The 19331-nt window shown below is 68.7% G+C and carries 20 protein-coding genes; 12 read left to right on the forward strand and 8 right to left on the reverse strand.

Going from position 1 to position 19331, the window contains the following annotated elements; genetic code table 11:
* The first annotated feature begins 75 nt into the window (after positions 1-75).
* Positions 76-588 (forward strand): DUF3145 domain-containing protein, encoded by a 513-nt coding sequence (locus tag AWB89_RS20105; protein ID WP_067160110.1) that lies wholly within the window; start codon positions 76-78, stop codon positions 586-588.
* A gap of 23 nt (positions 589-611) precedes the next feature.
* Here AWB89_RS20105 and AWB89_RS20110 read toward each other — a convergent pair whose 3' ends face one another.
* A complete protein-coding gene (locus tag AWB89_RS20110; RefSeq protein WP_085176024.1) occupies positions 612-1091 on the reverse strand; it encodes a MarR family winged helix-turn-helix transcriptional regulator in 480 nt (159 codons plus the stop codon).
* 98 nt (positions 1092-1189) lie between these two features.
* Here AWB89_RS20110 and AWB89_RS20115 point away from each other — a divergent pair, with 98 nt between their 5' ends.
* The 3 genes from AWB89_RS20115 (at position 1190) to AWB89_RS20125 (ending at position 3506) form a co-directional block, all read left to right on the forward strand.
* Complete coding sequence (locus AWB89_RS20115) at positions 1190-1813, forward strand: NADPH-dependent F420 reductase (RefSeq protein ID WP_085176026.1); 624 nt, start codon at positions 1190-1192, stop codon at positions 1811-1813.
* Between the two features lie 72 nt (positions 1814-1885).
* Entirely contained in the window at positions 1886-2785 is a 900-nt protein-coding gene (locus tag AWB89_RS20120; RefSeq protein ID WP_142282585.1) for a TIGR03619 family F420-dependent LLM class oxidoreductase, read from the forward strand.
* On the forward strand, positions 2772-3506 hold the full coding sequence (locus AWB89_RS20125; protein ID WP_085176031.1) for an SDR family NAD(P)-dependent oxidoreductase: 735 nt from the start codon (positions 2772-2774) through the stop codon (positions 3504-3506). Before AWB89_RS20120 ends, AWB89_RS20125 begins: the two co-directional genes overlap by 14 nt.
* 15 nt (positions 3507-3521) lie before the next feature.
* On the opposite strand, the gene AWB89_RS20130 is transcribed toward AWB89_RS20125, so the two are convergent.
* Both AWB89_RS20130 and AWB89_RS20135 read right to left on the reverse strand, forming a co-directional pair.
* Positions 3522-4433 carry a diacylglycerol kinase gene (locus AWB89_RS20130; protein WP_085176033.1) on the reverse strand — a complete coding sequence of 304 codons (912 nt, stop codon included), beginning with the start codon at positions 4431-4433 and terminating at the stop codon, positions 3522-3524.
* Positions 4430-6010: an FAD-binding oxidoreductase gene (locus AWB89_RS20135; protein WP_142282588.1), complete on the reverse strand. Its 1581-nt coding sequence runs from the start codon at positions 6008-6010 to the stop codon at positions 4430-4432. Before AWB89_RS20135 ends, AWB89_RS20130 begins: the two co-directional genes overlap by 4 nt.
* A 47-nt stretch (positions 6011-6057) precedes the next feature.
* Between AWB89_RS20135 and AWB89_RS20140 the strand changes: the two genes are divergently transcribed.
* From AWB89_RS20140 to AWB89_RS20175, 8 genes are all read left to right on the forward strand, one after another.
* On the forward strand, positions 6058-6627 hold the full coding sequence (locus AWB89_RS20140; RefSeq protein WP_085101775.1) for a TetR/AcrR family transcriptional regulator: 570 nt from the start codon (positions 6058-6060) through the stop codon (positions 6625-6627).
* Positions 6624-8159 carry a glycerol-3-phosphate dehydrogenase/oxidase gene (locus tag AWB89_RS20145; protein ID WP_372515249.1) on the forward strand — a complete coding sequence of 512 codons (1536 nt, stop codon included), beginning with the start codon at positions 6624-6626 and terminating at the stop codon, positions 8157-8159. The genes AWB89_RS20140 and AWB89_RS20145 overlap by 4 nt, the downstream gene beginning before the upstream one ends.
* 52 nt (positions 8160-8211) lie before the next feature.
* On the forward strand, positions 8212-8832 hold the full coding sequence (locus AWB89_RS20150) for a TetR/AcrR family transcriptional regulator (RefSeq protein WP_085176039.1): 621 nt from the start codon (positions 8212-8214) through the stop codon (positions 8830-8832).
* Between the two features lie 77 nt (positions 8833-8909).
* On the forward strand, positions 8910-10514 hold the full coding sequence (locus tag AWB89_RS20155) for an FAD-dependent monooxygenase (protein WP_085176041.1): 1605 nt from the start codon (positions 8910-8912) through the stop codon (positions 10512-10514).
* Positions 10511-11254: an SGNH/GDSL hydrolase family protein gene (locus AWB89_RS20160; RefSeq protein ID WP_158089838.1), complete on the forward strand. Its 744-nt coding sequence runs from the start codon at positions 10511-10513 to the stop codon at positions 11252-11254. Before AWB89_RS20155 ends, AWB89_RS20160 begins: the two co-directional genes overlap by 4 nt.
* Positions 11255-11330: 76 nt before the next feature.
* Positions 11331-12047: a TetR/AcrR family transcriptional regulator gene (locus tag AWB89_RS20165; protein ID WP_085176043.1), complete on the forward strand. Its 717-nt coding sequence runs from the start codon at positions 11331-11333 to the stop codon at positions 12045-12047.
* Positions 12040-12807 (forward strand): class I SAM-dependent methyltransferase, encoded by a 768-nt coding sequence (locus tag AWB89_RS20170; RefSeq protein ID WP_085176078.1) that lies wholly within the window; start codon positions 12040-12042, stop codon positions 12805-12807. The genes AWB89_RS20165 and AWB89_RS20170 overlap by 8 nt, the downstream gene beginning before the upstream one ends.
* Positions 12808-12821: 14 nt before the next feature.
* Complete coding sequence (locus AWB89_RS20175) at positions 12822-13937, forward strand: amidohydrolase family protein (protein ID WP_085176045.1); 1116 nt, start codon at positions 12822-12824, stop codon at positions 13935-13937.
* 21 nt (positions 13938-13958) lie between these two features.
* On the opposite strand, the gene AWB89_RS20180 is transcribed toward AWB89_RS20175, so the two are convergent.
* From AWB89_RS20180 to AWB89_RS20200, 5 genes are all read right to left on the reverse strand, one after another.
* Complete coding sequence (locus AWB89_RS20180) at positions 13959-15380, reverse strand: acyl-CoA carboxylase subunit beta (RefSeq protein WP_085176047.1); 1422 nt, start codon at positions 15378-15380, stop codon at positions 13959-13961.
* A gap of 43 nt (positions 15381-15423) precedes the next feature.
* A complete protein-coding gene (kasB, locus tag AWB89_RS20185) occupies positions 15424-16677 on the reverse strand; it encodes a 3-oxoacyl-ACP synthase KasB (protein WP_085101758.1) in 1254 nt (417 codons plus the stop codon).
* Positions 16678-16712: 35 nt separating this feature from the next.
* Positions 16713-17963 carry a 3-oxoacyl-ACP synthase KasA gene (gene kasA, locus AWB89_RS20190; protein ID WP_085101756.1) on the reverse strand — a complete coding sequence of 417 codons (1251 nt, stop codon included), beginning with the start codon at positions 17961-17963 and terminating at the stop codon, positions 16713-16715.
* Positions 17960-18307, reverse strand: coding sequence for a meromycolate extension acyl carrier protein AcpM (gene acpM / locus AWB89_RS20195; RefSeq protein ID WP_003872368.1), 348 nt, complete (start codon positions 18305-18307; stop codon positions 17960-17962). The genes kasA and acpM overlap by 4 nt, the downstream gene beginning before the upstream one ends.
* A gap of 81 nt (positions 18308-18388) precedes the next feature.
* Complete coding sequence (locus AWB89_RS20200) at positions 18389-19297, reverse strand: ACP S-malonyltransferase (protein WP_085101754.1); 909 nt, start codon at positions 19295-19297, stop codon at positions 18389-18391.
* Between the last annotated feature and the right edge of the window lie 34 nt (positions 19298-19331).

Here is a 19331-nt window from a genome sequence, read left to right on the forward strand (position 1 = left end):
TTACATGCATTCCGCTTCGAGCGGTCCACCAGGTCGTTGGGGAAGACGTCCCTCGTGGAACCGAAGGAGCAGGAGATGCGTGCGTCGAACCAATTTGCCGACGTGACGACGGGTGTGGTGTACGTCCACGCCTCGCCCGCGGCGGTGTGCCCGCATGTCGAGTGGGCGTTGTCATCGACCCTGCAGTCCAAGGCCAACCTGGTCTGGACACCGCAGCCGGCGATGCCCGGGCAGCTGCGCGCTGTCACCAACTGGGTGGGGCCGGTGGGCACGGGCGCCCGGCTGGCCAACGCGCTGCGCTCCTGGTCGGTGCTGCGCTTCGAGGTCACCGAGGATCCCAGCCCCGGCGTCGACGGCCAGCGGTTCAGCCACACCCCGCAGCTGGGGCTGTGGAGCGGGTCGATGAGCGCCAACGGCGACGTCATGGTCGGCGAGATGCGACTGCGCTCGATGATGGCCCAGGGCGCCGACTATCTGGCCGCCGAGCTGGATTCGGTGCTGGGCACGGCGTGGGACGAGGCGCTCGAGGTGTATCGCGACGGTGGCGACGCCGGCGAGGTGACCTGGCTCAGCCGGGGCGTCGGCTAGGTAGGCCGCGGGCACTTAAAGGGCTACGAGGGCCCGTCTTCGCCGGCGGAGTCGTCTTCGGCCAGGTGGCGCAGCACTCGTTCGTGGAGGGCGGCGAGCATGTCGAGCTCGGCCGGGCTGAGCAGGTCGATGAAGTTTCGCCGGACGTCCTCCACGTGCGCGGGTGCCGCCTTCTCGATGGCGGCGCGGCCGGCCGGGAGCAGGCAGACCATGGTGCTGCGGGCGTCGTTGGGATTCGGCTCGCGGCAGATCAGCCCGTCCTGCTGCATGCGCCGCACCTGGTGGGAGACGCGGCTCTTCTCCCAGCCCAGCGTATTGCACAGGTCATGCGCGGGCATGCGATCGCCGTCGTGGGCCGAGAGCACCGCCAGGATCTCGTAGTCGGCCCCGGATAGTCCCGATTTCTGCAGGCCCCGGTTCAGGTGCACGTCAAGCTGATGATGCGCGTGCTGGAAGGCCCGCCAGGCGCGGTCTTCACGGGGATTCAGCCAGTTCGGTTCCATCGGCCCCCATGCTACCCGATTGGTTGACGTGTCACCCAACTTTGCATAAGGTGGACACGTCAACCTTTCCGATTCACTAGTTCAAGGCGGGGAATTTCATGAGCAGCATCAGCATCATCGGCACCGGCAACATGGCCCGCGCCATCGGCGCGCTGGCGGTCGCGGGCGGCAACACCGTCGAGGTCATCGGCCGCGATCGGTCCAAGGCCGCTGACCTGGCCAAGGATCTCGGCGCCGGCGCCACGACGGGCGAGTTCGGCGCCGTCCCGGCGGGCGACATCGTCATCGTGTCCGTGCTGTACGCCGACGTCGTTCCGGTCGTCACCCAGTACGGGGACGCCCTCGCGGGCAAGGTGATCGTCGACATCAGCAACCCGTTCAATGCGGCGGCCGATGGCCTGGCCATCCCCGATGACACCTCGGTTGCGCAGGAAGTGGCCAAGGCGGCCCCGGCCAGCGCCAGCGTGGTCAAGGCCTTCAACACCGTCTTCGGAGTCGTCCTGGCCCAGGGCCGCCCGCTCGACGTCTTCTTCGCCGGCGACGACGCGCGCGCCAAGGCGGGCATGGCGGAGTTCATCGAGAGCCTGGGGCTGCGCCCGCTGGACGTCGGCGGCTTGAACATGGCGCACTGGCTGGAGGGAACGGGCCTGGTCATGATGGGCCTCGCCCGCCACGGGGTGGGGAACTTCGATTTCGCCCTCGGAGCGGCCGTTCCCGCCTGACCCCACGCCACGAACGACCGGGGCGCCCGCGCGCCCGGGCAATGGTTGATGGATCACCGAAAGGAATCCCTGATGAAGCTTGGTTTCGCACTTCCCATAGTCGGGCCCGCTATTACGAGCGCCGCCGGTCTGAGCGCGTTCTGCCGCGGACTCGAGGACCTCGGCTACGACACGCTGTGGGTCGGCGATCGCCTGGTCACGCCGGTCGAGATGCACAGCACGTATCCGGGCAAAGAGCAGCCGTACCCGCCGCAGATGACCCGTTACCTCGATCCGGTGCTGCTGTGGACGGTCGCCGCCACGGCGACCAACCGGATCCGGCTGAACTCCAGCACGCTCAGCACGTTCTACTACGAGCCGGTCCACCTGGCCCGGATGCTGACCACGCTCGACGTGCTCAGCGACGGCCGCCTCGGCGTTGGCGTGGGAATCGGGTGGATGAAGGACGAGCACGACATCGCCCGCGGCGCGGACTGGCGCCGGCGCGGACGGATGCTCGACGACCTGCTGGCGTTCCTGCAGAAGTGGTGGACGACCACCCCGGTGTCCTGGGAGAGCGAGTTTTTCTCGCTCCCGCCGGTCCATGCCGACCTGCGCCCGGTCCAGCCCGGCGGTCCGCCCATCTGGATTGGTGGTGCCAGCGAGGCCGCGATGCGCCGGGTGGGCCGCACCGGCACCGGTTGGCTCGGGGTCGAGGGGTTGCAGGACGAGGTCACCGACCAGCTGTGGTCGATCGCGCGCCGTGCGGCGGAAGACGCCGGCCGCGATCCCGACGCGCTGAAGAAGGCCATGCGACTCAACCTCGAAGCGGGCACGTCGGTCGACTCGGTTGCCGACAGGCTCGAGCGCTTGGCCGTCTCCGGGACTGAGGAGGCGATCGTGGATGCCTTCGGAATGTTTCCCAGCCTTGACCAGTTGCTTGACTTCGCTAGCCAGGTAATCGATCGATGGGGTGGTCATGGGAAAGCTTGACGGCAAGGTGGCGGTGATCACGGGTGGATCAAGCGGTATGGCGCTGGCCGGTGCCAAGCTGTTCGTCGACGAAGGGGCGCACGTCTTCATCTCCGGTCGGCGGCAACAAGCTCTGGATGAAGCCGTCGAGCTGATCGGCCGCAATGTGACGGGCGTGCAAGCGGATTCGTCCAATCTGGACGATCTGGACCGGTTGTTCGACGCGGTCAGGCGGGAAAAGGGCGCCGTCGACGTGGTGTGGGCAAGTGCCGGGACAGGGGAGGAGGGCAAGCTCGGCGAGATCACGGAGCAGCACTTCGACGCGACTTTCGGGCTGAACGCGCGCGGCACGCTCTTCACGGTGCAAAAGGCTCTGCCGCTGTTGCGCGACGGCGGCTCGATCTTCATGACCGGGTCGACCGCTTCGGTCAAGGGCTATCCGTCCTGGAGTGTGTACGCGGCGAGCAAGGCCGTGCTGCATGCCTATGCGCGCGTGTGGTTGAACGAGTTGAAAGACAGGAGGATTCGGGTCAACGTGCTGACCCCGGGCCAGGTCGCCACGCCGATACAGGAGCAGTTGTTCGACGAGGAGACGAAGGCACAGTTCGAAGCAACGATCCCGCGGGGAAAGATGGGCAGCCCCGAGGAGATCGCATCGGTCGCACTGTTTCTCGCCTCGGACGACTCGAGCTACGTCAACGGTATGGAGTTGATCGCCGACGGCGGTACCACCGCGGTTTGACTGGCGTGCCCGAATTCACGGCCGGGCCGGACGAAGGATCTTCAGCGACGCGGGCACCGCGGAGATTTCGGCGGGCAGCGGGCACGCGAAGTCGCCGTCGGCGTAGACGTTGATGCCGGGGCACTCGACGTGGATCGTCTTGGCGCGCGCCGTGGTCACCTCGTCGAGGTTGACGTGTGTGCCCTTCATGACGGTGGGGAACAGGCGGACCAGCTTGGTGCGCGAGGCGGAGTGGGCCATGGTGATGTCGAGCAGGCCGTCGGTGGGGTCGGCGTTGGGGCAGATCAGCAGCCCGCCGCCGTAGCTGCGGGTGTTGCCGAAGGCCGCGAGCGTGATGTCGGCGTCGATCTCCTCATCGCCGTCGAGCACCAGCCGGAACGGCAACAGCCGCAGCTGCGACAGCTCGGCGAGCATCGCGATGTAGTAGCGCAACCGGCCGTGCGGCCAGCTCATCCGGTTGGCGCGATCGGTCACCAGGGAGTCGAAGCCGGTGGCGGCCACGGTGCCGAACCACTTTTCGGCGTCGGCCCACCGGATCCGGCCCAGGTCAATGGTTTCCGTCCAGCCGTCGGCGATGACGTCCGCGGCGGCCGCGGGATCCTTTGTGGGGATCGCGAATTCACGGGCGTGGTCGTTGCCGGTGCCGGCCGGGACGATGCCCAGCGGGACGTCGGTGCCGGCGAGCACCTGCAGGGCGTTGGAGACGACGCCGTCGCCGCCGGTGACCATCACCGCGTCGGTTCCCCGTTCGAGTTCGGCGGCGACGAGGTGGCGCGCGTCCTCGGCGTCGTCGCCGATGATCTCGGTGACCTGCACACCCCTCTCGTGCAGGCGGGCGATCGCGACCTGGGCCGCGCGAATGGCGGCGCCGTGCCCGGAGGCGGGATTGGTCAGCGCGGTGACTTTGCCGACCTCGCGGCGGGTCACGGAATCAGCTTGCCGGGGTTGAGGATTCCGGCCGGGTCGAGCACCGCCTTGACCGCGCGCAACACCTGGACGCCCAGCTCGCCGACCTCCTCGCGCATCCAGGGCCGGTGGTCGGCGCCGACGGCGTGGTGGTGGGTGATGGTGCCGCCGTTGGCGATGATCGCGTCCGACGCGGCCTTCTTGGCGGCCCACCATTGTTCGATCGGATTGCCTCGCTGCCCGGCGACGATGGTGAAGTAGAGCGAGGCGCCGGTGGGGTAGACGTGCGAGATGTGGCACATCACCAGCGCCGGGGTGCCCGACTCGGCCAGCGCGCTCGTAAGCGCCTGGGTGACAGCGGCTTTCAGCGCGGACACGTTCGACCAGTCGGTGGCCGTCTCGAGCGTCTCGCAGAGCGCGCCCGCGGACAACAGCGAGTCGCGCAGGTACGGCGCGCCGAACCGGCCGCGCTCCCAGGCCTGCGCCGGCCCCTCGCCCAGTGACGTGCCGCCCCGCGCCGCGAGCAGGGCGCTGGTTTCGGCGTGCCGGCTTTCGACGTGTTCCTTGGTGCCCTCGAACACGGTGAGCCCCAGGCACCCTCCGGTGATCTGGCTTTCGCCGATCGCCTCGGTGGTGGCCAGGTTGACCCCGGTCTCAACCTCGTCGGAGAGCCGGATGACGGTGGGGCCGGTGCCGTTTTGGGTGACGGCGCGCAGCGCGGCGGCGCCGGTTTCGAAATCGGGGAACGACCACGCCTCGTATTCGACGGCCTCGGGGATGCGGTGCACGCGCAGCCGCACCTGCGTGATGACGCCGAACGTTCCCTCCGAGCCGAGCAGCAGCTGGCGCAGGTCGGGGCCCGCGGCCGACGCGGGTGCGCGCCCGAGCTCCAGCGTGCCCACCGGGGTGACCATCCGCAGGCCGCGCACCATGTCGTCGAATCGGCCGTAGCCCGCCGAGTCCTGGCCCGACGATCGCGTGGCGGCGAATCCGCCGATGGTGGCGTACTCGAAGCTCTGCGGGAAATGCCCGAGCGAAAAGCCGTGCGCGCCGAGCAGGCGTTCGGCGTCCGGTCCGGTGACGCCGGCGCCGAGGGTGGCCTGGCCGGACACCTCGTCGAGCTCGACGAGCTGGTCGAAGCGGCGCAGGTCGAGCGACACCACGGCTTCGAACGCGCCGCGGGTGGGATCGAGGCCGCCGACCACGCTGGTGCCCCCGCCGAACGGGACCACGGAGATGCGGTGCTCGGAGCAGTAGCGCAGGATCGCGGCGACGGCCTCGTCGTCCCCGGGCAGCAGCACGGCGTCGGGGGCGTCCTGGACGCCGGGGTCCCGGCGTCGCAGCAGGTCGAGGGTGGACTTGCCGCCGGCGCGCAGCAGCCGGTCGCGGTCGTCGGTGCGGCAGTACTCGGCGCCGACGATGCCGGCCAGCGCGTCCGTGTGGGCCGGGGACAGCGCCGACGGGCGCAGCCTGACGTCGTCGGCGCCGATCTCGGTTACCGTCGAATCCTCCAGTCCCACAGCCTGTTTCAACAGGGAGCGGATGCCTTCCGAGAGCGGCTTCGCCGCGGCGGGATCCCCCCAGGCGTTCCAGTTCATCGGCGGAAGGAGTTCCTCGGCGTGCGTCATGCGTTACAGTATTACACATGCTGTCAATCAGTAACGCGCCGTCGGATACCGGGGACCGGATCCTGGCGGCGGCGGCCAGCTGCGTGGTCGATTTCGGGGTGGACCGGGTCACCCTGGCGGAGATCGCGCGCCGGGCTGGCGTCAGCCGGCCGACGGTGTACCGCCGCTGGCCGGACACCAAGTCGATCGTGGCGGCGCTGCTCACCCGGCACATCACCGGCGTCATGCGCGACGCCCCGCTGCTCGGCGACGACCGGGAATCGCTGGTGCGACAGATCGTCACCGTGGCCGACCTGCTGCGCCGCGACGACCTCGTGATGTCGGTGCTGCATTCGGAGCTCGCGCCGATCTACATCACCGAACGCCTCGGGGCCAGCCAGCAGATGCTGATCGACGCCCTGGCCGAGCGGCTGCGCGCCGCCCAGCGCCACGGCAGCGTCCGCGCCGGCGACCCGCTGCAGATGGCCACCATGGTGTTGCTCATCGCCCAGTCGACCATCCAGTCCGAACGGATCGTCCGCCCGATCCTGGACGCCGACGCGCTGGCCGCCGAGCTCGCCTACTCGCTGAACGGATACCTCTCGTGAACCTGTCCGCATTGAACGCCGCGCGCCGCACCGCCGACCTGAACGCCCTGGCCGACGGCGCGCCGCTCGACGTCGTCGTGATCGGCGGCGGCATCACCGGCGTCGGGATCGCGCTCGACGCCGCGTCGCGCGGCCTGCGGGTGGCGCTGGTGGAGAAGCACGACCTGGCGTTCGGCACCAGCCGGTGGAGCTCCAAGCTGGTGCACGGCGGCCTGCGCTACCTGGCGAGCGGCAACGTGGCCATCGCCCGGCGCAGCGCCGTCGAGCGCGGAATCCTGATGACGCGCAACGCCCCTCATCTCGTGCACGCCATGCCGCAGTTGGTGCCGCTGCTGCCGTCGATGAGCCGCGGCAAGCGCGCGTTGGTGCGCGCCGGGTTTCTGGCCGGCGACGGATTGCGGGCACTCGCGGGCACGCCGTCGTCCGTGCTGCCGCGGTCGCGGCGGGTGTCGGCGCAGCGCGTCGTGGAGATGGCGCCCACGGTGCGACGCGACGGGCTCGACGGCGGCTTTCTGGCGTACGACGGGCAATTGATCGACGACGCCCGGCTGGTGACCGCGGTCGCGCGCACCGCGGCCCAGCACGGCGCCCGCATCCTGACCTACGTCGCGGCGTCCGAGGCGACGGGCACCTCGGCGCGGTTGACCGATCAGCGCACCGGGCAGTCGTTGGACGTGTCGGCCGGCGCGGTGATCAACGCGACCGGGGTGTGGGCGGCCGAGATCGACGACTCGCTGCGGCTGCGGCCCAGCCGGGGTACGCACCTCGTCTTCGACGCTCGCGCGTTCGGGAATCCGACTGCGGCCCTGACGGTTCCGATCCCCGGCGAGCTCAACCGCTTCGTGTTCGCCATGCCCGAGCAGCTGGGCCGGGTTTATCTGGGCCTGACCGACGAAGACGCGCCCGGCCCGATCCCCGACGTGCCGCAACCGTCCGGTGACGAAATCACCTTCCTGCTGGACACGGTGAACACCGCGCTCGGCACCGCGCTGGGCACGGCCGACGTGCTCGGCGCCTACGCCGGCCTGCGCCCGCTGATCGACACCGGCGAGGGCCGCACGGCCGACGTGTCGCGCGAGCACGCCGTCATCGAGTCGCCATCGGGCGTCATCAGCATCATCGGCGGCAAGCTGACCGAATACCGCTACATGGCCGAGGATGTCGTGGACTTCGCCGTCGGCCGGCGGGGGCTGCGCGCGGCCGACTGCCACACCCGCGACCTGCCGCTGATCGGGGCGCCTGCGAACCCTGGCCCCGCCGCGGGGTCGGTCGCCGGGTTGCCCGCGTCGCTGGTGGCGCGTTACGGCGCCGAAGCGTTCGGTGTCGTCGCGAACGCGACTTGTGAGCGCCCGGCCGAGCCGGTCGCCGAGGGCATCGACGTGACCCGGGCGGAGTTCGAGTTCGCGGTGACGCACGAGGGCGCGCTGGACGTCGACGACATCGTCGATCGACGGACCCGCATCGGACTGGTCGCGGGGGATCGCGAGCGGGTGGTCGCCGTGGCCGAGGAGTTCGTGGCGCGCTTTGGCTGAGGCACGGCAACGGATACCATAGACGGAACTAATCCGTATCGTTAGGAAGCCCATGGAGCTCGAAAGCGGCCAGCCGCCCCGCGCCCGACGGCCGGGACGCCTCGATCGATCGTTGGACACGGCGATCCTCGACGCGACGCTGGCCGGCGTGGCCGAAGTGGGGTATGACCGGTTAAGCATGGACGACGTCGCCTCGCGCGCCGGCGTGGGCAAGGCGGCGATATACCGCCGCTGGCCATCGAAGGCCGTGGTGGTTGCGGATGCCATCGCCCACTGGCGGCGGCGGCTGGGCCCCATAGAACCGCCCGACACCGGCAGCCTTCGCGGCGACATCGACGCGGTGGTCGCGGCCGCCCCCAACCTGAATGAGTCTGACGCGCAAATGATTCGGGTCGTGGTCGGGGTGGCGACGGCGGCCATGCACAACCCGGTGCTGGCGGCCGCCCTGGACGACCTGGTGCTCTCCCCGCCGCGCCAGGTGGTCCGGACGATGCTCGACCGGGCGGTGGCTCGCGGGGAGATTCCGGCCGGCCGCGACCTGAGCCTGATCCCCGACGCCCTGCTCGGCCTCAACATCCTGCGGGTGATCACGGGACGGCCGGTCGACCGCGTCTACGTGCGGCGCGTGCTCGAAGACGTGATCTTGCCGCTCGCCGGTTCGCCCGCGCCGTAGTTGTTGCGCATTCCGCTGCTTCGTGCCACATTGGCTCTAGATGGAACTGGTCAGTTCCGTCTAGAGGGGAGAAGGCGATGACCGTCAAGCACGTCCCGGTGCTGATCGTCGGCGCCGGCGCCGCCGGCCTTGCAACCTCCGCGCTGCTCACCAAACACGGGGTTCGCTCCCTGCTGGTCGAAAAGCGCAGTGAGACCTTCATCTACCCGAAGGCGCGCAACCTCAGCTTCCGCAGCCTGGAGATCCTGCGCGGCCTGGGCCTTGCCGACGAGATCCACGCGATCGCCCACGGCGTTTCGGACATGCTCACCAGGCCGACGCTCAACAGCGCCGACGAGAGGCGCGCGTTCGACGTGAACGCGATCTTCGCGCCCTTCAAGGATCTGAGCCCCGAGCCGGGCGGGCAGTACTGTCCGCAGAGCGCCTTCGAACCGATCCTGCTCGCGCACATCCGTCGGGACGGCGGCGAGGTGCGCTACAACACGGGGCTGGACTCCTTCGAGCAGGATGAGGGCGGCATCACCGCGGTCATCCGCGACCGGGAGTCGGGCGAAACGGAGGCCGTGCGTGCCGAGTACCTCGTCGCTGCCGACGGTGTGCACAGCCCGATCCGCGACGCCGTGGGCGTGACCACCGCGGGCTACGGGGCGCTGCCCATCTACGTCGTTTTCATCTACTTCCGGGCGCCGTGGCGAAAGTTTGTCCCACGGCTCGAAGGCGGCGACGGGATCCAGGTGAGCAATCCGGACGTGGAGGGCATCTTTCTTTCGGTGCGCGACGACTTCGGCATGTTCATCACCACCTACTTTCCCGGCCGCGGGGAGAGCGCCGATCAGTTCACCGCGCAGCGGTGCCGCGAGCTGCTGACGAAAGCGGTCGGCGAGCCGATCGACGTGGAGGTCATCGACGTCGCGCCGTGGCAACCGTACGAGCGGGTGGCCGACCAATTTCGCTGCGGCCGAGCGTTTCTCGTCGGGGACGCGGCCCACACCATGCCGCCGTTCAAGGCCGGCGGAGCCAACACCGCCATCCAAAGCGCGCACAACCTGGCCTGGAAGCTGGCCGCCGTCCTGAAGGGGACCGCCGGCTCCGACCTGCTGGACACCTACCATGCCGAGCGGCACCCGGTCGGGCGCTTCAACGCGCGCCAGTCGCTCACCGGGCCGTCGCTGGCGTTCCTGAAGCTGGACGACAACCGGCCCACCTTGCCGGCGCAGGAAGAGGCGCCGATGTTCGCGTTGCTGATCGGCTATCAATACCGTTCGGCCGCAGTGGTTTCCGACGAACCAGGTCCGACCGATCCGGGCGCCGTGTCGCTGGTGCAGGAATTGCGCGGGCAATCCGGCACCCGGGTCCCGCACGCCTGGGTGGTCGACGACGGTAGGCGCGTCTCCACCCTCGACCTGCTCGGTCCCGGCTTCACGCTGTTCACCGGGGACGACGATGCCGCGTGGTCCGAGGCCGCGGCCGAGGCATCAAAGACGATTGGAGTCCCAATCACGGTGCGGCGCATCGGCACTGCGCTCGACGTCGACGGCGCCTGGGCGGCGGTGACGGGCCTGGCACCGGACGCGGCGTTACTGGTGCGCCCCGACGACTTCGTCGGCTGGCGCGCCGACAGCTGTGCTCAGGAAGCCGATCTCGACCGGGTGGTGTCTCAGATTCTCGGCCGCGCGCCGTGACCCATCCGACGGGGCCCGAAACGGTGGCCTGCCTCGGCTCGAGCACCACCGCGTCGAGGGGAACCTACAAATGGATCGACGAGCTGGAAAAGCGGCCGCACAACAATCGATTTCGATTCGTCAACCTCGGTGTGGGCGGGGACCTGTCGTTCAATGCCGTGCGGCGCCTCGACCGCGTGATCGCGCTACGGCCGAGCCGGGTCATCGTGCTCATCGGCGCCAACGACATCATGGCCAGCGCCTTTCCCAATTTCGCGCGATTCGTTCGGATTGTGAAGCGAGTCTCGGAAGGACCCTCACCGACGCGCTTCGCAGAGAACCTCGCCGCCATCGTGCACAGGCTGCAACGGGAGGCCAATGCCCGGGTCGCGCTGAGTTCCCTTGCCCCGGTGGGCGAAGAGCCCCGTTCGGGCCATCCGGTTCAGGCGCGGCTCAACGAGCTGTTCGGCACCTACAACGGCATCATCCGCGAGGCAGCGGCGGTCGGGTCCACCGACTACATCGCGTTCAACGAGGCCTTCGAGGAGGAGCTCGCACGGACTTCGACGACCAAACCGTTCACCCGCTTCTCGTTCGCGTCCTTGTACCGGGACTATCTATGGCGGGAAATGGTGATGCGGCAGAGCTTTGACGAGATCTCCCGACGCAACGGCTGGCAGCTCCACATCGACGGCATTCACCTCAACACCGCGGGCGGCCGCATCCTCACCGATACCGTGCAGCACTTCTTGGACTCCTGACATCCTCCAGTTGATGACTTATGACCAATATTGTATTTTGGTCATAAGTCACAGTTCGCACGGGGAAGGAGCGCCGATGGTGGAACGTGCGCGCCTCGATCAACGGGAGCGGGCCGACCGGATCCTCGATACCGCCAGGGACCTGTTGCTGTCGTGGGGATTTCGGCGGGTGACGGTCGATGAGTTGGCGCGTCGCGCCGGAGTGGGCAAGGGCACCATCTACCTGCATTGGCGATCCCGCGAGGACGTCTTTCACGCGGTCAGCGCCCGGGAGGCCGCGGCGATGGCGGACGCGATCGTGGATGCGATCCGCGAAAATCCGGCCGAGGTCGCGCTGAACCGCTACCTGCGCCGGCTCTTCATCGAGGCGATGAACCGACCCGTGTTGCGCGCGCTGTACACCCGCGACGCCGACACCCTCGGCGCTTTCCTCGCCGCGGAGAATCATCGGCGGCTCGAGGAAAACAAGCTTGGTGTCCACCGCGACTACGTGGGTGCGCTCGCCGCGGAGGGCATGCTGCGCCCGGACCTGCGCCTAGAGGACCTCGACTACACCCTGCCCGTCATCGTGTTCGGGTTTTTCGCGGCCGAGCCGTTTTTGCCACCGGTCATCAGGCTGACCTTGAAGCAGAAGGCCGATCGACTTGCCGACACGGTGCGCCGCGCGTTCGAGCCAACCGAGGCGCCGAACAGCGACACGGTGAAACGCGCTGCGGCGAAAGCCCTCCCGATCCTGGAACGTCTCGCCCGAAGTTACCGGACGGCGGCCTACGGAGGTGATCTCGATGACTGAACCGGCACCCGAACTTGCCCGCCCGCGGGGGCAGTACGGGGTAGACGGCGACTACCGGCTGATTCCCGCGCCGGTGGCCCTCATCGGCTATCTGTTGTTGTGCGCTGCGGCAACGGTTTCGGCGGCCCTGTGGTTGGCGAAGGGACACACACTTATCGGGCTCGGGGCCGCCGCGGTTGCCGCCCTCCTGGTTGCTGCCGGCATCGGCGTCCTGCGGTTCAGCAAGCGAGGAAAGTTCGAAGTATGGGCACGGCTGCTGACCCGGATCGGACTGCGGGGCGACGAACGCGTGCTCGACCTCGGCTGCGGGCGCGGCGCGGTCCTGCTGGCCGCGGCCAAACTGCTACCCCGGGGAAGGGCGGTGGGCGTGGACATTTGGCGGGCCGACCAAACCGGTAACTCCCTGCAGGCAACGCGGGCGAACGCGGAGGCCGAAGGAGTCGCCGATCGGGTCGAATTGCACACCTGCGACATGACCGCCCTGCAATTCCCCGACGCGTCTTTCGATTTGGTGGTGAGCAACCTCGCGATCCACAACCTGCCGGACAATAGGGCGAGGCTGTCCGCCATCGACGAGGCCGTACGCGTCCTGCGGCCGGGAGGCCGCCTCGTGATCGCAGACCTCGGCTTCACCCGACTGTACGCCAGGAGGCTTCGTGAGCGCGGCATGGCCCAGGTCGAGCGTCGCGACCTTGGCTGGCGCGCGTGGTGGGGGTTACCACTGCTCCGCACGCACGCCGTCACCGCGGCCAAGCCGTAGCGGCAGGATCGACGATGGCCACGAAATCCGTTTCTCGCGTGGTGGCTTTGGAAGAGGCGTTCCTGCATCCCCGGGTCTGGGACCTGTACCCCGAGCCGTTGCAGCGGAGGTATGCCGCCGTGCGCGGCAGGCTCAGCGATGTCGGGGCCGAGCGAATTCGACTCATGGACGCGGCCGGAATCGGCATGCAGGTGCTCTCACACGCCCAGCCCGGGATCCAGATCCTCGCCGACGACCAGGCGGACTTGGCGATCGCCGTCTGCCGCGAAGTCAACGATTGGCTGGCCGAGGCGATCGCCGCACACCCGGCGCGGTTCGCGGGTTTTGCGATGCTGCCGACCCAGTCGCCGGCCGACGCCGCACACGAGCTGGAGCGCGCCGTGCGAGACCTCGGCTTCAAGGGCGCGCTGATCAACGGCCACACCAACGGCCGTTATCTGGACGACCCGTCGTTCGACCCGCTCCTGCGCCGGGCCGAGTCCCTCGGTGTCCCTGTCTACATTCACCCCACCGACCCGCCGCCGGCGGTGTCGAATGCGTATTACGCCCCCTTCGATTCGGCCCTCATACCAACCTGGGGTTGGCCCGTCGAAACCGGGACGCACGTGCTCAGGCTGATCTGTGCCGGGGTCTTCGATCGGCACCCAAACTTGAAGGTCATCGTCGGGCACATGGGAGAACTTCTTCCCTACTGCTTCACGCGGCTCAACGTCGGGCTGACGATGGCCGGATGGTTGCTGGCATCGCCAGAGCGCGACCAGGCACACGTCGGAATGCGCCAAACGGTCGGCTACTATCTGCGCCGCAACGTCTTCATCACCAGCAGCGGCGTGTTCGACGTCCCCGTGTTCGATTGCGCCCGAGCGATGTTGGGCCTCGACAACCTGATGTTTTCCGTCGACTATCCGTTCCAGGACAACTTTGCGGCGATGGAATTCCTGCAACGGTGCGACCTTTCGCCGCGGGACAGGGAACGGTTCGCCCACGGCATCGCCGAAAGCCTTCTCGCGCTCGACAACCCGCGACGGACCGCCAGAGTCAAGAGCTCCGTCGCCGGCGTCTGGTACCGGCTGAGGAGTCGCACCACATCGAAGATCGGCAGGGCGCTCGTTTCGGCCCTCGTCAAGTAGGGAGCCGTTTAAAAGTCGCCGTTACAGCGGGATGTTCTTGTGGCGGCCGCGGCGAACGGGCGCCTGCGCCAGCGCCTCGGTGAGCTTGCTGCGGGTGTGCGCCGGGTCGATCTTCTCGTCGACCACGCCGATCTCGATGGCGCTGTCCACACCACCGGCGATCCGCTCGTGCTCGGCGGCCAGCTCCTCGTGCAGCGCCTCGCGCTCGTCGTCGGGCGCGGCGGCCAGCTTCTTCTTGTGCAGAATGCCGACGGCGGCCTTGGCGCCCATCACCGCGACCTCGGCGTCCGGCCACGCGAACACCTTGGTCGCGTTCAGCGAACGGGAGTTCATCGCGATGTAGGCCCCGCCGTAGGTCTTTCGGGTCACCAGCGTGACGCGCGGAACGGTGCACTCGCCGAAGGCGTGCAGCAGCTTGGCGCCGCGCCGCACCACGCCGCCCCACTCCTGGTCGACGCCCGGCAGGTAGCCCGGCACGTCGACGACCACGATCAGCGGGATGCCGAACGCGTCGCACAGCCGCACGAAACGCGCTGCCTTCTCGGCGCTTTCGGAGTTCAGGCAGCCGCCGAGGCGCAGCGGGTTGTTCGCCAGCACGCCGACCGTGCGGCCGGACAGCCGGCCCAGCCCTACCACCATCGAGGGCGCCCAGTTGGCCTGGAACTCGTCGAACGGCGCGTCCTTGTCGACGATCGCGGTCACGATCGGGTGCACGTCGTAGGCCCGCCGCGCCGACTCGGGCAGCAGCGCGTGGATGTCGGTGTCGCCGGCCTCCGCCTTGCTGCGGTCGAAATGACCCTGCTGGCAGAACAATCCGACCAACCGGCGGCCGCGCTCGTAGGCGTCGAGCTCGTCGTCGGCGACGATGTGGCACACCCCGGACTTCTTGTGGTGGGTCTCCGGGCCGCCGAGCGAGGCCATGTCGACGTCCTCGCCGGTGACGCTGCGCACCACGTCGGGGCCGGTGACGAACACCCGGCTCTCCGGCGCCATCACGATGACGTCGGTGAGCGCGGGCCCGTAAGCAGCGCCGCCGGCGGCGAAGCCGACGACCACCGAGACCTGGGGGATGTAGCCCGAGGCGCGAATCATGGCCTCGAACACCGTGCCCACCGCGTGCAGCGCCTTGACGCCCTCGGCCAGCCGCGCCCCACCGGAGTGCCAGATGCCCACGATCGGGCTCTGCTCCTCGATGGCGGTGTCGTAGGCGTCGACGATGTGCTTGCAGCCCTCGGTGCCCATCGCGCCGCCCATCACCGTCCCGTCCGTGCAGAACGCGATGGTGCGCACACCGTTCACGGACCCCGCGGCGGCGAGCACGCCGGAGCGGTCGCGCTCGTGCAGGAGCTCCAGGGTGCCGTCGTCGAAGAAGTTGCTCAGACGCAGCAACGGGTCCCGGGGGTCGAGCGACTCACCAACCGACGCGGGGGCCATGATTGTCATCCCAGGTCTCCTGTTCCGAGTGTGCTCGCCAATTAAGGCGGGGTTAGTACCGCCCGAAGGCGAGTGCGACGTTGTGGCCGCCGAATCCGAACGAGTTGTTGATCGCGTACTTGTAGTCGCCCGGGCGAGGCTTGCCCGCCACCACGTCCAAATCGATCTCCGGATCGAGGTTTTCCAGGTTCAGTGTCGGGGGGATGACCTGGTCCCGCAACGCGAGCACGGTCAGGATCGACTCCACCGCGCCGACCGCACCCACCGAGTGGCCGAGTGCGGCCTTGGGGGCGTACACCGCCGGCTTGTGGCCGCCGAGCGCCTTGTTGATCGCGCGGCTCTCGGCCACGTCGCCCACCGAGGTGCCGGTGGCGTGCGCGTTGACGTGGTCGATGTCCGTGGGGGACAGGCCCGCCAGCTGGATCGCCCGCGCCATCGCGTGCCCGGCGCGCTCGCCGTTGGGGTCCGGGGCGACCATGTGGTAGCCGTCGGAGGTGATGCTGGCCCCCATCAATCGCGCGAGAATGTTGGCGCCGCGGGCCTTGGCGTGCTCCTCGGTCTCGATGACCATCAGCGCGCCGGCCTCACCGAACACGAATCCGGTGCGGTCCCGGTCGAACGGGCGGCAGGCGCCCACCGGGTCGTCGTTCTTGGTGGACATCACGATGCGCATCTGGGCGAACGCGGCGATCGGCACGGCCTCGATCTTCGTCTCGACCCCACCACAGATGGCGATGTCGGCCTCGCCGAACACGATGTTGCGCCACGCCTGGGCGATGCCCTCGGAACCCGACGCACACGCCGAAACCGGTGTGATCACACCGGCTTTGGCGTGCCGTTCCAGACCCACCGCCGCGGCGGCACCGTTGGGCATGTACTTCTGCACACCCAGCGGCGAGACGGCCTTGAGGCCCCGAGTCCGCATGTCGTCGTAGCTGAAGACCATTTCCTCCGACGAGCCCATCCCCGTACCGATGGACACCATCAGCCGGTCGGTGTCGACCTCGGGCGAGCCGGCGTTCTCCCACACCCGTCGGCCCAGGATGGTCGACATGCGTTGCAGGTAGCCCGTCCGGCGCAGCTCGATGCGCGTCAGCTGACTGTCGAACTCTTCCAGCAGGTGTCCGCCGATGCGCACCGGGAGGTCGAACTCCTCGACGAACGGGTCGTCGAGGACGCGGATGCCACTCTGGCCATCCTGCAACAACTTCCAGGTGTTCTCGGCGTCGGTCGCCAGAGCGGTCGTCATGGCAATGCCGGTGACGACGACATTCGGGAGCGTTTTCCCGGTAACCAGCTCTGTCATGGGTCTTGCGATGGTTCCTTCCGTGCTGTCCGGCTCTAGTAGCGCCCGAACGCGAGCGCCACGTTGTGGCCGCCGAACCCAAACGAGTTGTTGATCGCGTAACGGAATTCGCCGTAGCGGGGTTCGCCCGCGACCACATCAAGGTCGATCTCAGGGTCGGGTGTTTCGTAGTTGAGGGTGGGCGGTATCACGCCGTCCCGAAGGCTCAATACCGTCAAAACGGATTCCAGCGCACCGACCGCGCCGATGGAGTGGCCCAGCGCCGACTTCGGCGCGTAGACCGCGGCCCCCTCGCAGCCGGCCACCCGGATGGCGTTCGCCTCCGCGGTGTCACCGATCGGCGTCGCGGTCCCGTGCGCGTTGATGTGGTCGATGTCCTTGGCAGACAAGCCCGCCAGCTCCAACGACCGCGTCATCGCGCGACCGGCACGCACGCCGTCCGCTGCGGGCGCCACCATGTGGAAGGCGTCCGAGGTGATGCCGGCGCCCATCAACCGGGCCAGCGGCTTGGCGCCGCGGGCCTTGGCGTGCTCTTCGGTCTCGATGAGCATCAGCGCCCCGGCCTCGCCGAACACGAAGCCGTCGCGGTCCTTGTCGAACGGACGCGAGGCACGCTCGGGCTCGTCGTTGCGGGTCGACATGGCGCGCATCATCGAGAACGCCGCGATGGGCAGCGCCTCGATGGGGCCCTCCACACCGCCGCAGACGGCGACGTCGGCGTCGCCCATCACGATCTGACGCCACGCGTGGGCGATCGCCTCCGAACCCGACGAGCACGCCGACACCGGGGTCATCACCCCGGCGCGGGCGCCGAGCTGCAGACCCACCACCGCAGCGGCGCCGTTGGGCATGATCATCTGAACCGCGAGCGGCGACACCTTGCGGGGGCCGCCCTCGTTCATCAGGTCATAGCTCTCGATCACCCGCTCGGCCCCACCGAGACCGGTGCCGACCACGACGCTGAAGCGGTCGGGGTCGACCTCGGGATTGCCCGCGGTCTCCCAGAGCTGACCGGACAGCAACTTGCCCATCCGCTGGACGTAGGACATGCGACGCAGGTCGAGCCTGCCCATGTGGTTATCGACGGGCTCCTTGAGGTGTCCACCGATCCGGACGGGCAGGTCCCACTTGGTGACGAACTCGTCCTCGAGCACGCGGATGCCGCTCTCGCCGGCTAACAAACCCTTCCACGTGCTCTCGATGTCCGGCGCGAGCGATGTCGTCGCCGTGACGGCGGTTACCACAACGCTGGGGTAACCGCCATTGGCAGTGGAAGGCTTCGTCACTTGCTGTCCGCTTCCAGCCTCGCCTTGACGTTGGCAACGGCCTCGGGGTTCTCGGTCTCCAGCTTGGCGCGCAGAGCCTCGGCGGCCTCGGGGTTCTCTTCCTCGAGCTTCTGGATGTAGGCGACCACGTCACCGACGGTGCGCAGACCGGCGAGGTCCTCGTCGGGGATCTTGACGCCGTACTTGTCCTCGGTCTGCACCGCGATCTCGACCATCGACAGCGAGTCGATGTCCAGGTCGTCGACGAACGACTTCTCCGGGGTGACCTCGGACGGCTCGATACCGGTCACCTCTTCGATGATCTCGGCGATACCGGCAATGATTTCTTCCTGACTGACGGCCACGGCCTATTCCCTTCGTAATGTGTTGTGTGCAAATCGGTTTGACGTTTGCAGTTGTTATTTGCTCTGGCGAAAGCGGGCGGTTTAGAGGTTTGCCAACTCGTCCAGATCTGCGGGTGACTTCACGGCACGCGCCGTAACCCCCCGAAGTTCGCGCTTGGCGATGCCGGTGAGCGTCCCCGCCGGGGGGAACTCCACGATCGCCGTCACGTTGCGCTCGCGCAGCGTCTCGGTGCACAGGTCCCAGCGCACCGGCTGGGTCAGCTGGGCAACCAGGGTCTCCATCGCGGCCGCCGCCGAGGCGACGGGCTTGCCGTCGCGGTTGGACAGCAGCGTGGCGGTGGGCTCCGCGGTCACGACGGCGGCCGCCGCTGCGGCGTAGCCGTCCAGGGCCGGAGCCATGTACTTGGTGTGGAACGCCCCGGCCACGCCGAGCGCCCGGACCCGCGCCTTGGCCGGCGGGTCTTCGGCGAGCTTCTCCAACGACGACAGCGGGCCCGCGGCCACGATCTGGCCGGGCGCGTTGCGGTTGGCGGGGAACAGCTCGAGCTCCTCGAGGCGGCTCAGCACCTCGGCCTCGTCGCCGCCGAGCACCGCGGACATGCCGGTCGGCTCGAGGGCGCAGGCCTTGGCCATCTCGGCGCCGCGGGTGGCGGCCAGCGCGACGGCGTCATCGGCGGCGAGCACCCCGGCGATCGCGTAGGCCGCGATCTCCCCGACGGAGTGGCCCGCGACGACGACGTCCGCGCCGGCGAGCAGGCCGCGACGGGTCAGCTCCTGGTGGGCGAGCAGCGTGTTGGCGACGACGAGCGGCTGCGTCACCGCGGTGTCGGTGATTTCCTCGGTCGACGCGGTGGTGCCCAGCCGCACCAGGTCCAGGCCACTGGCCTTCGACCACAGCGCGAGCTGGTCGGCGGCGCCTGGCAGCTCCAGCCACGGCGACAGCATCCCCTCCGTCTGCGACCCTTGTCCGGGCGCAAGCAATGCGATCACGTGTCTAAGAGAACACTGTGGAAACGGTTTTGGC

Origin of the sequence: Mycobacterium paraense, from assembly GCF_002101815.1 — a bacterium.
In the GTDB taxonomy this organism is placed as follows: Bacteria; Actinomycetota; Actinomycetes; order Mycobacteriales; family Mycobacteriaceae; genus Mycobacterium; species Mycobacterium paraense.

Bases quoted from the DNA above. Each gene is read 5' to 3' on its own strand.
- AWB89_RS20105 (WP_067160110.1), top strand. From the start codon at position 76: ATGCGTGCGTCGAACCAATTTGCCGACGTGACGACGGGTGTGGTGTAC.
- AWB89_RS20110 (WP_085176024.1), bottom strand. From the start codon at position 1,091: ATGGAACCGAACTGGCTGAATCCCCGTGAAGACCGCGCCTGGCGGGCC.
- AWB89_RS20115 (WP_085176026.1), top strand. From the start codon at position 1,190: ATGAGCAGCATCAGCATCATCGGCACCGGCAACATGGCCCGCGCCATC.
- AWB89_RS20120 (WP_142282585.1), top strand. From the start codon at position 1,886: ATGAAGCTTGGTTTCGCACTTCCCATAGTCGGGCCCGCTATTACGAGC.
- AWB89_RS20125 (WP_085176031.1), top strand. From the start codon at position 2,772: ATGGGAAAGCTTGACGGCAAGGTGGCGGTGATCACGGGTGGATCAAGC.
- AWB89_RS20135 (WP_142282588.1), bottom strand. From the start codon at position 6,010: ATGAACTGGAACGCCTGGGGGGATCCCGCCGCGGCGAAGCCGCTCTCG.
- AWB89_RS20140 (WP_085101775.1), top strand. From the start codon at position 6,058: ATGCTGTCAATCAGTAACGCGCCGTCGGATACCGGGGACCGGATCCTG.
- AWB89_RS20150 (WP_085176039.1), top strand. From the start codon at position 8,212: ATGGAGCTCGAAAGCGGCCAGCCGCCCCGCGCCCGACGGCCGGGACGC.
- AWB89_RS20155 (WP_085176041.1), top strand. From the start codon at position 8,910: ATGACCGTCAAGCACGTCCCGGTGCTGATCGTCGGCGCCGGCGCCGCC.
- AWB89_RS20165 (WP_085176043.1), top strand. From the start codon at position 11,331: ATGGTGGAACGTGCGCGCCTCGATCAACGGGAGCGGGCCGACCGGATC.
- AWB89_RS20170 (WP_085176078.1), top strand. From the start codon at position 12,040: ATGACTGAACCGGCACCCGAACTTGCCCGCCCGCGGGGGCAGTACGGG.
- AWB89_RS20175 (WP_085176045.1), top strand. From the start codon at position 12,822: ATGGCCACGAAATCCGTTTCTCGCGTGGTGGCTTTGGAAGAGGCGTTC.
- AWB89_RS20180 (WP_085176047.1), bottom strand. From the start codon at position 15,380: ATGACAATCATGGCCCCCGCGTCGGTTGGTGAGTCGCTCGACCCCCGG.
- kasB (WP_085101758.1), bottom strand. From the start codon at position 16,677: ATGACAGAGCTGGTTACCGGGAAAACGCTCCCGAATGTCGTCGTCACC.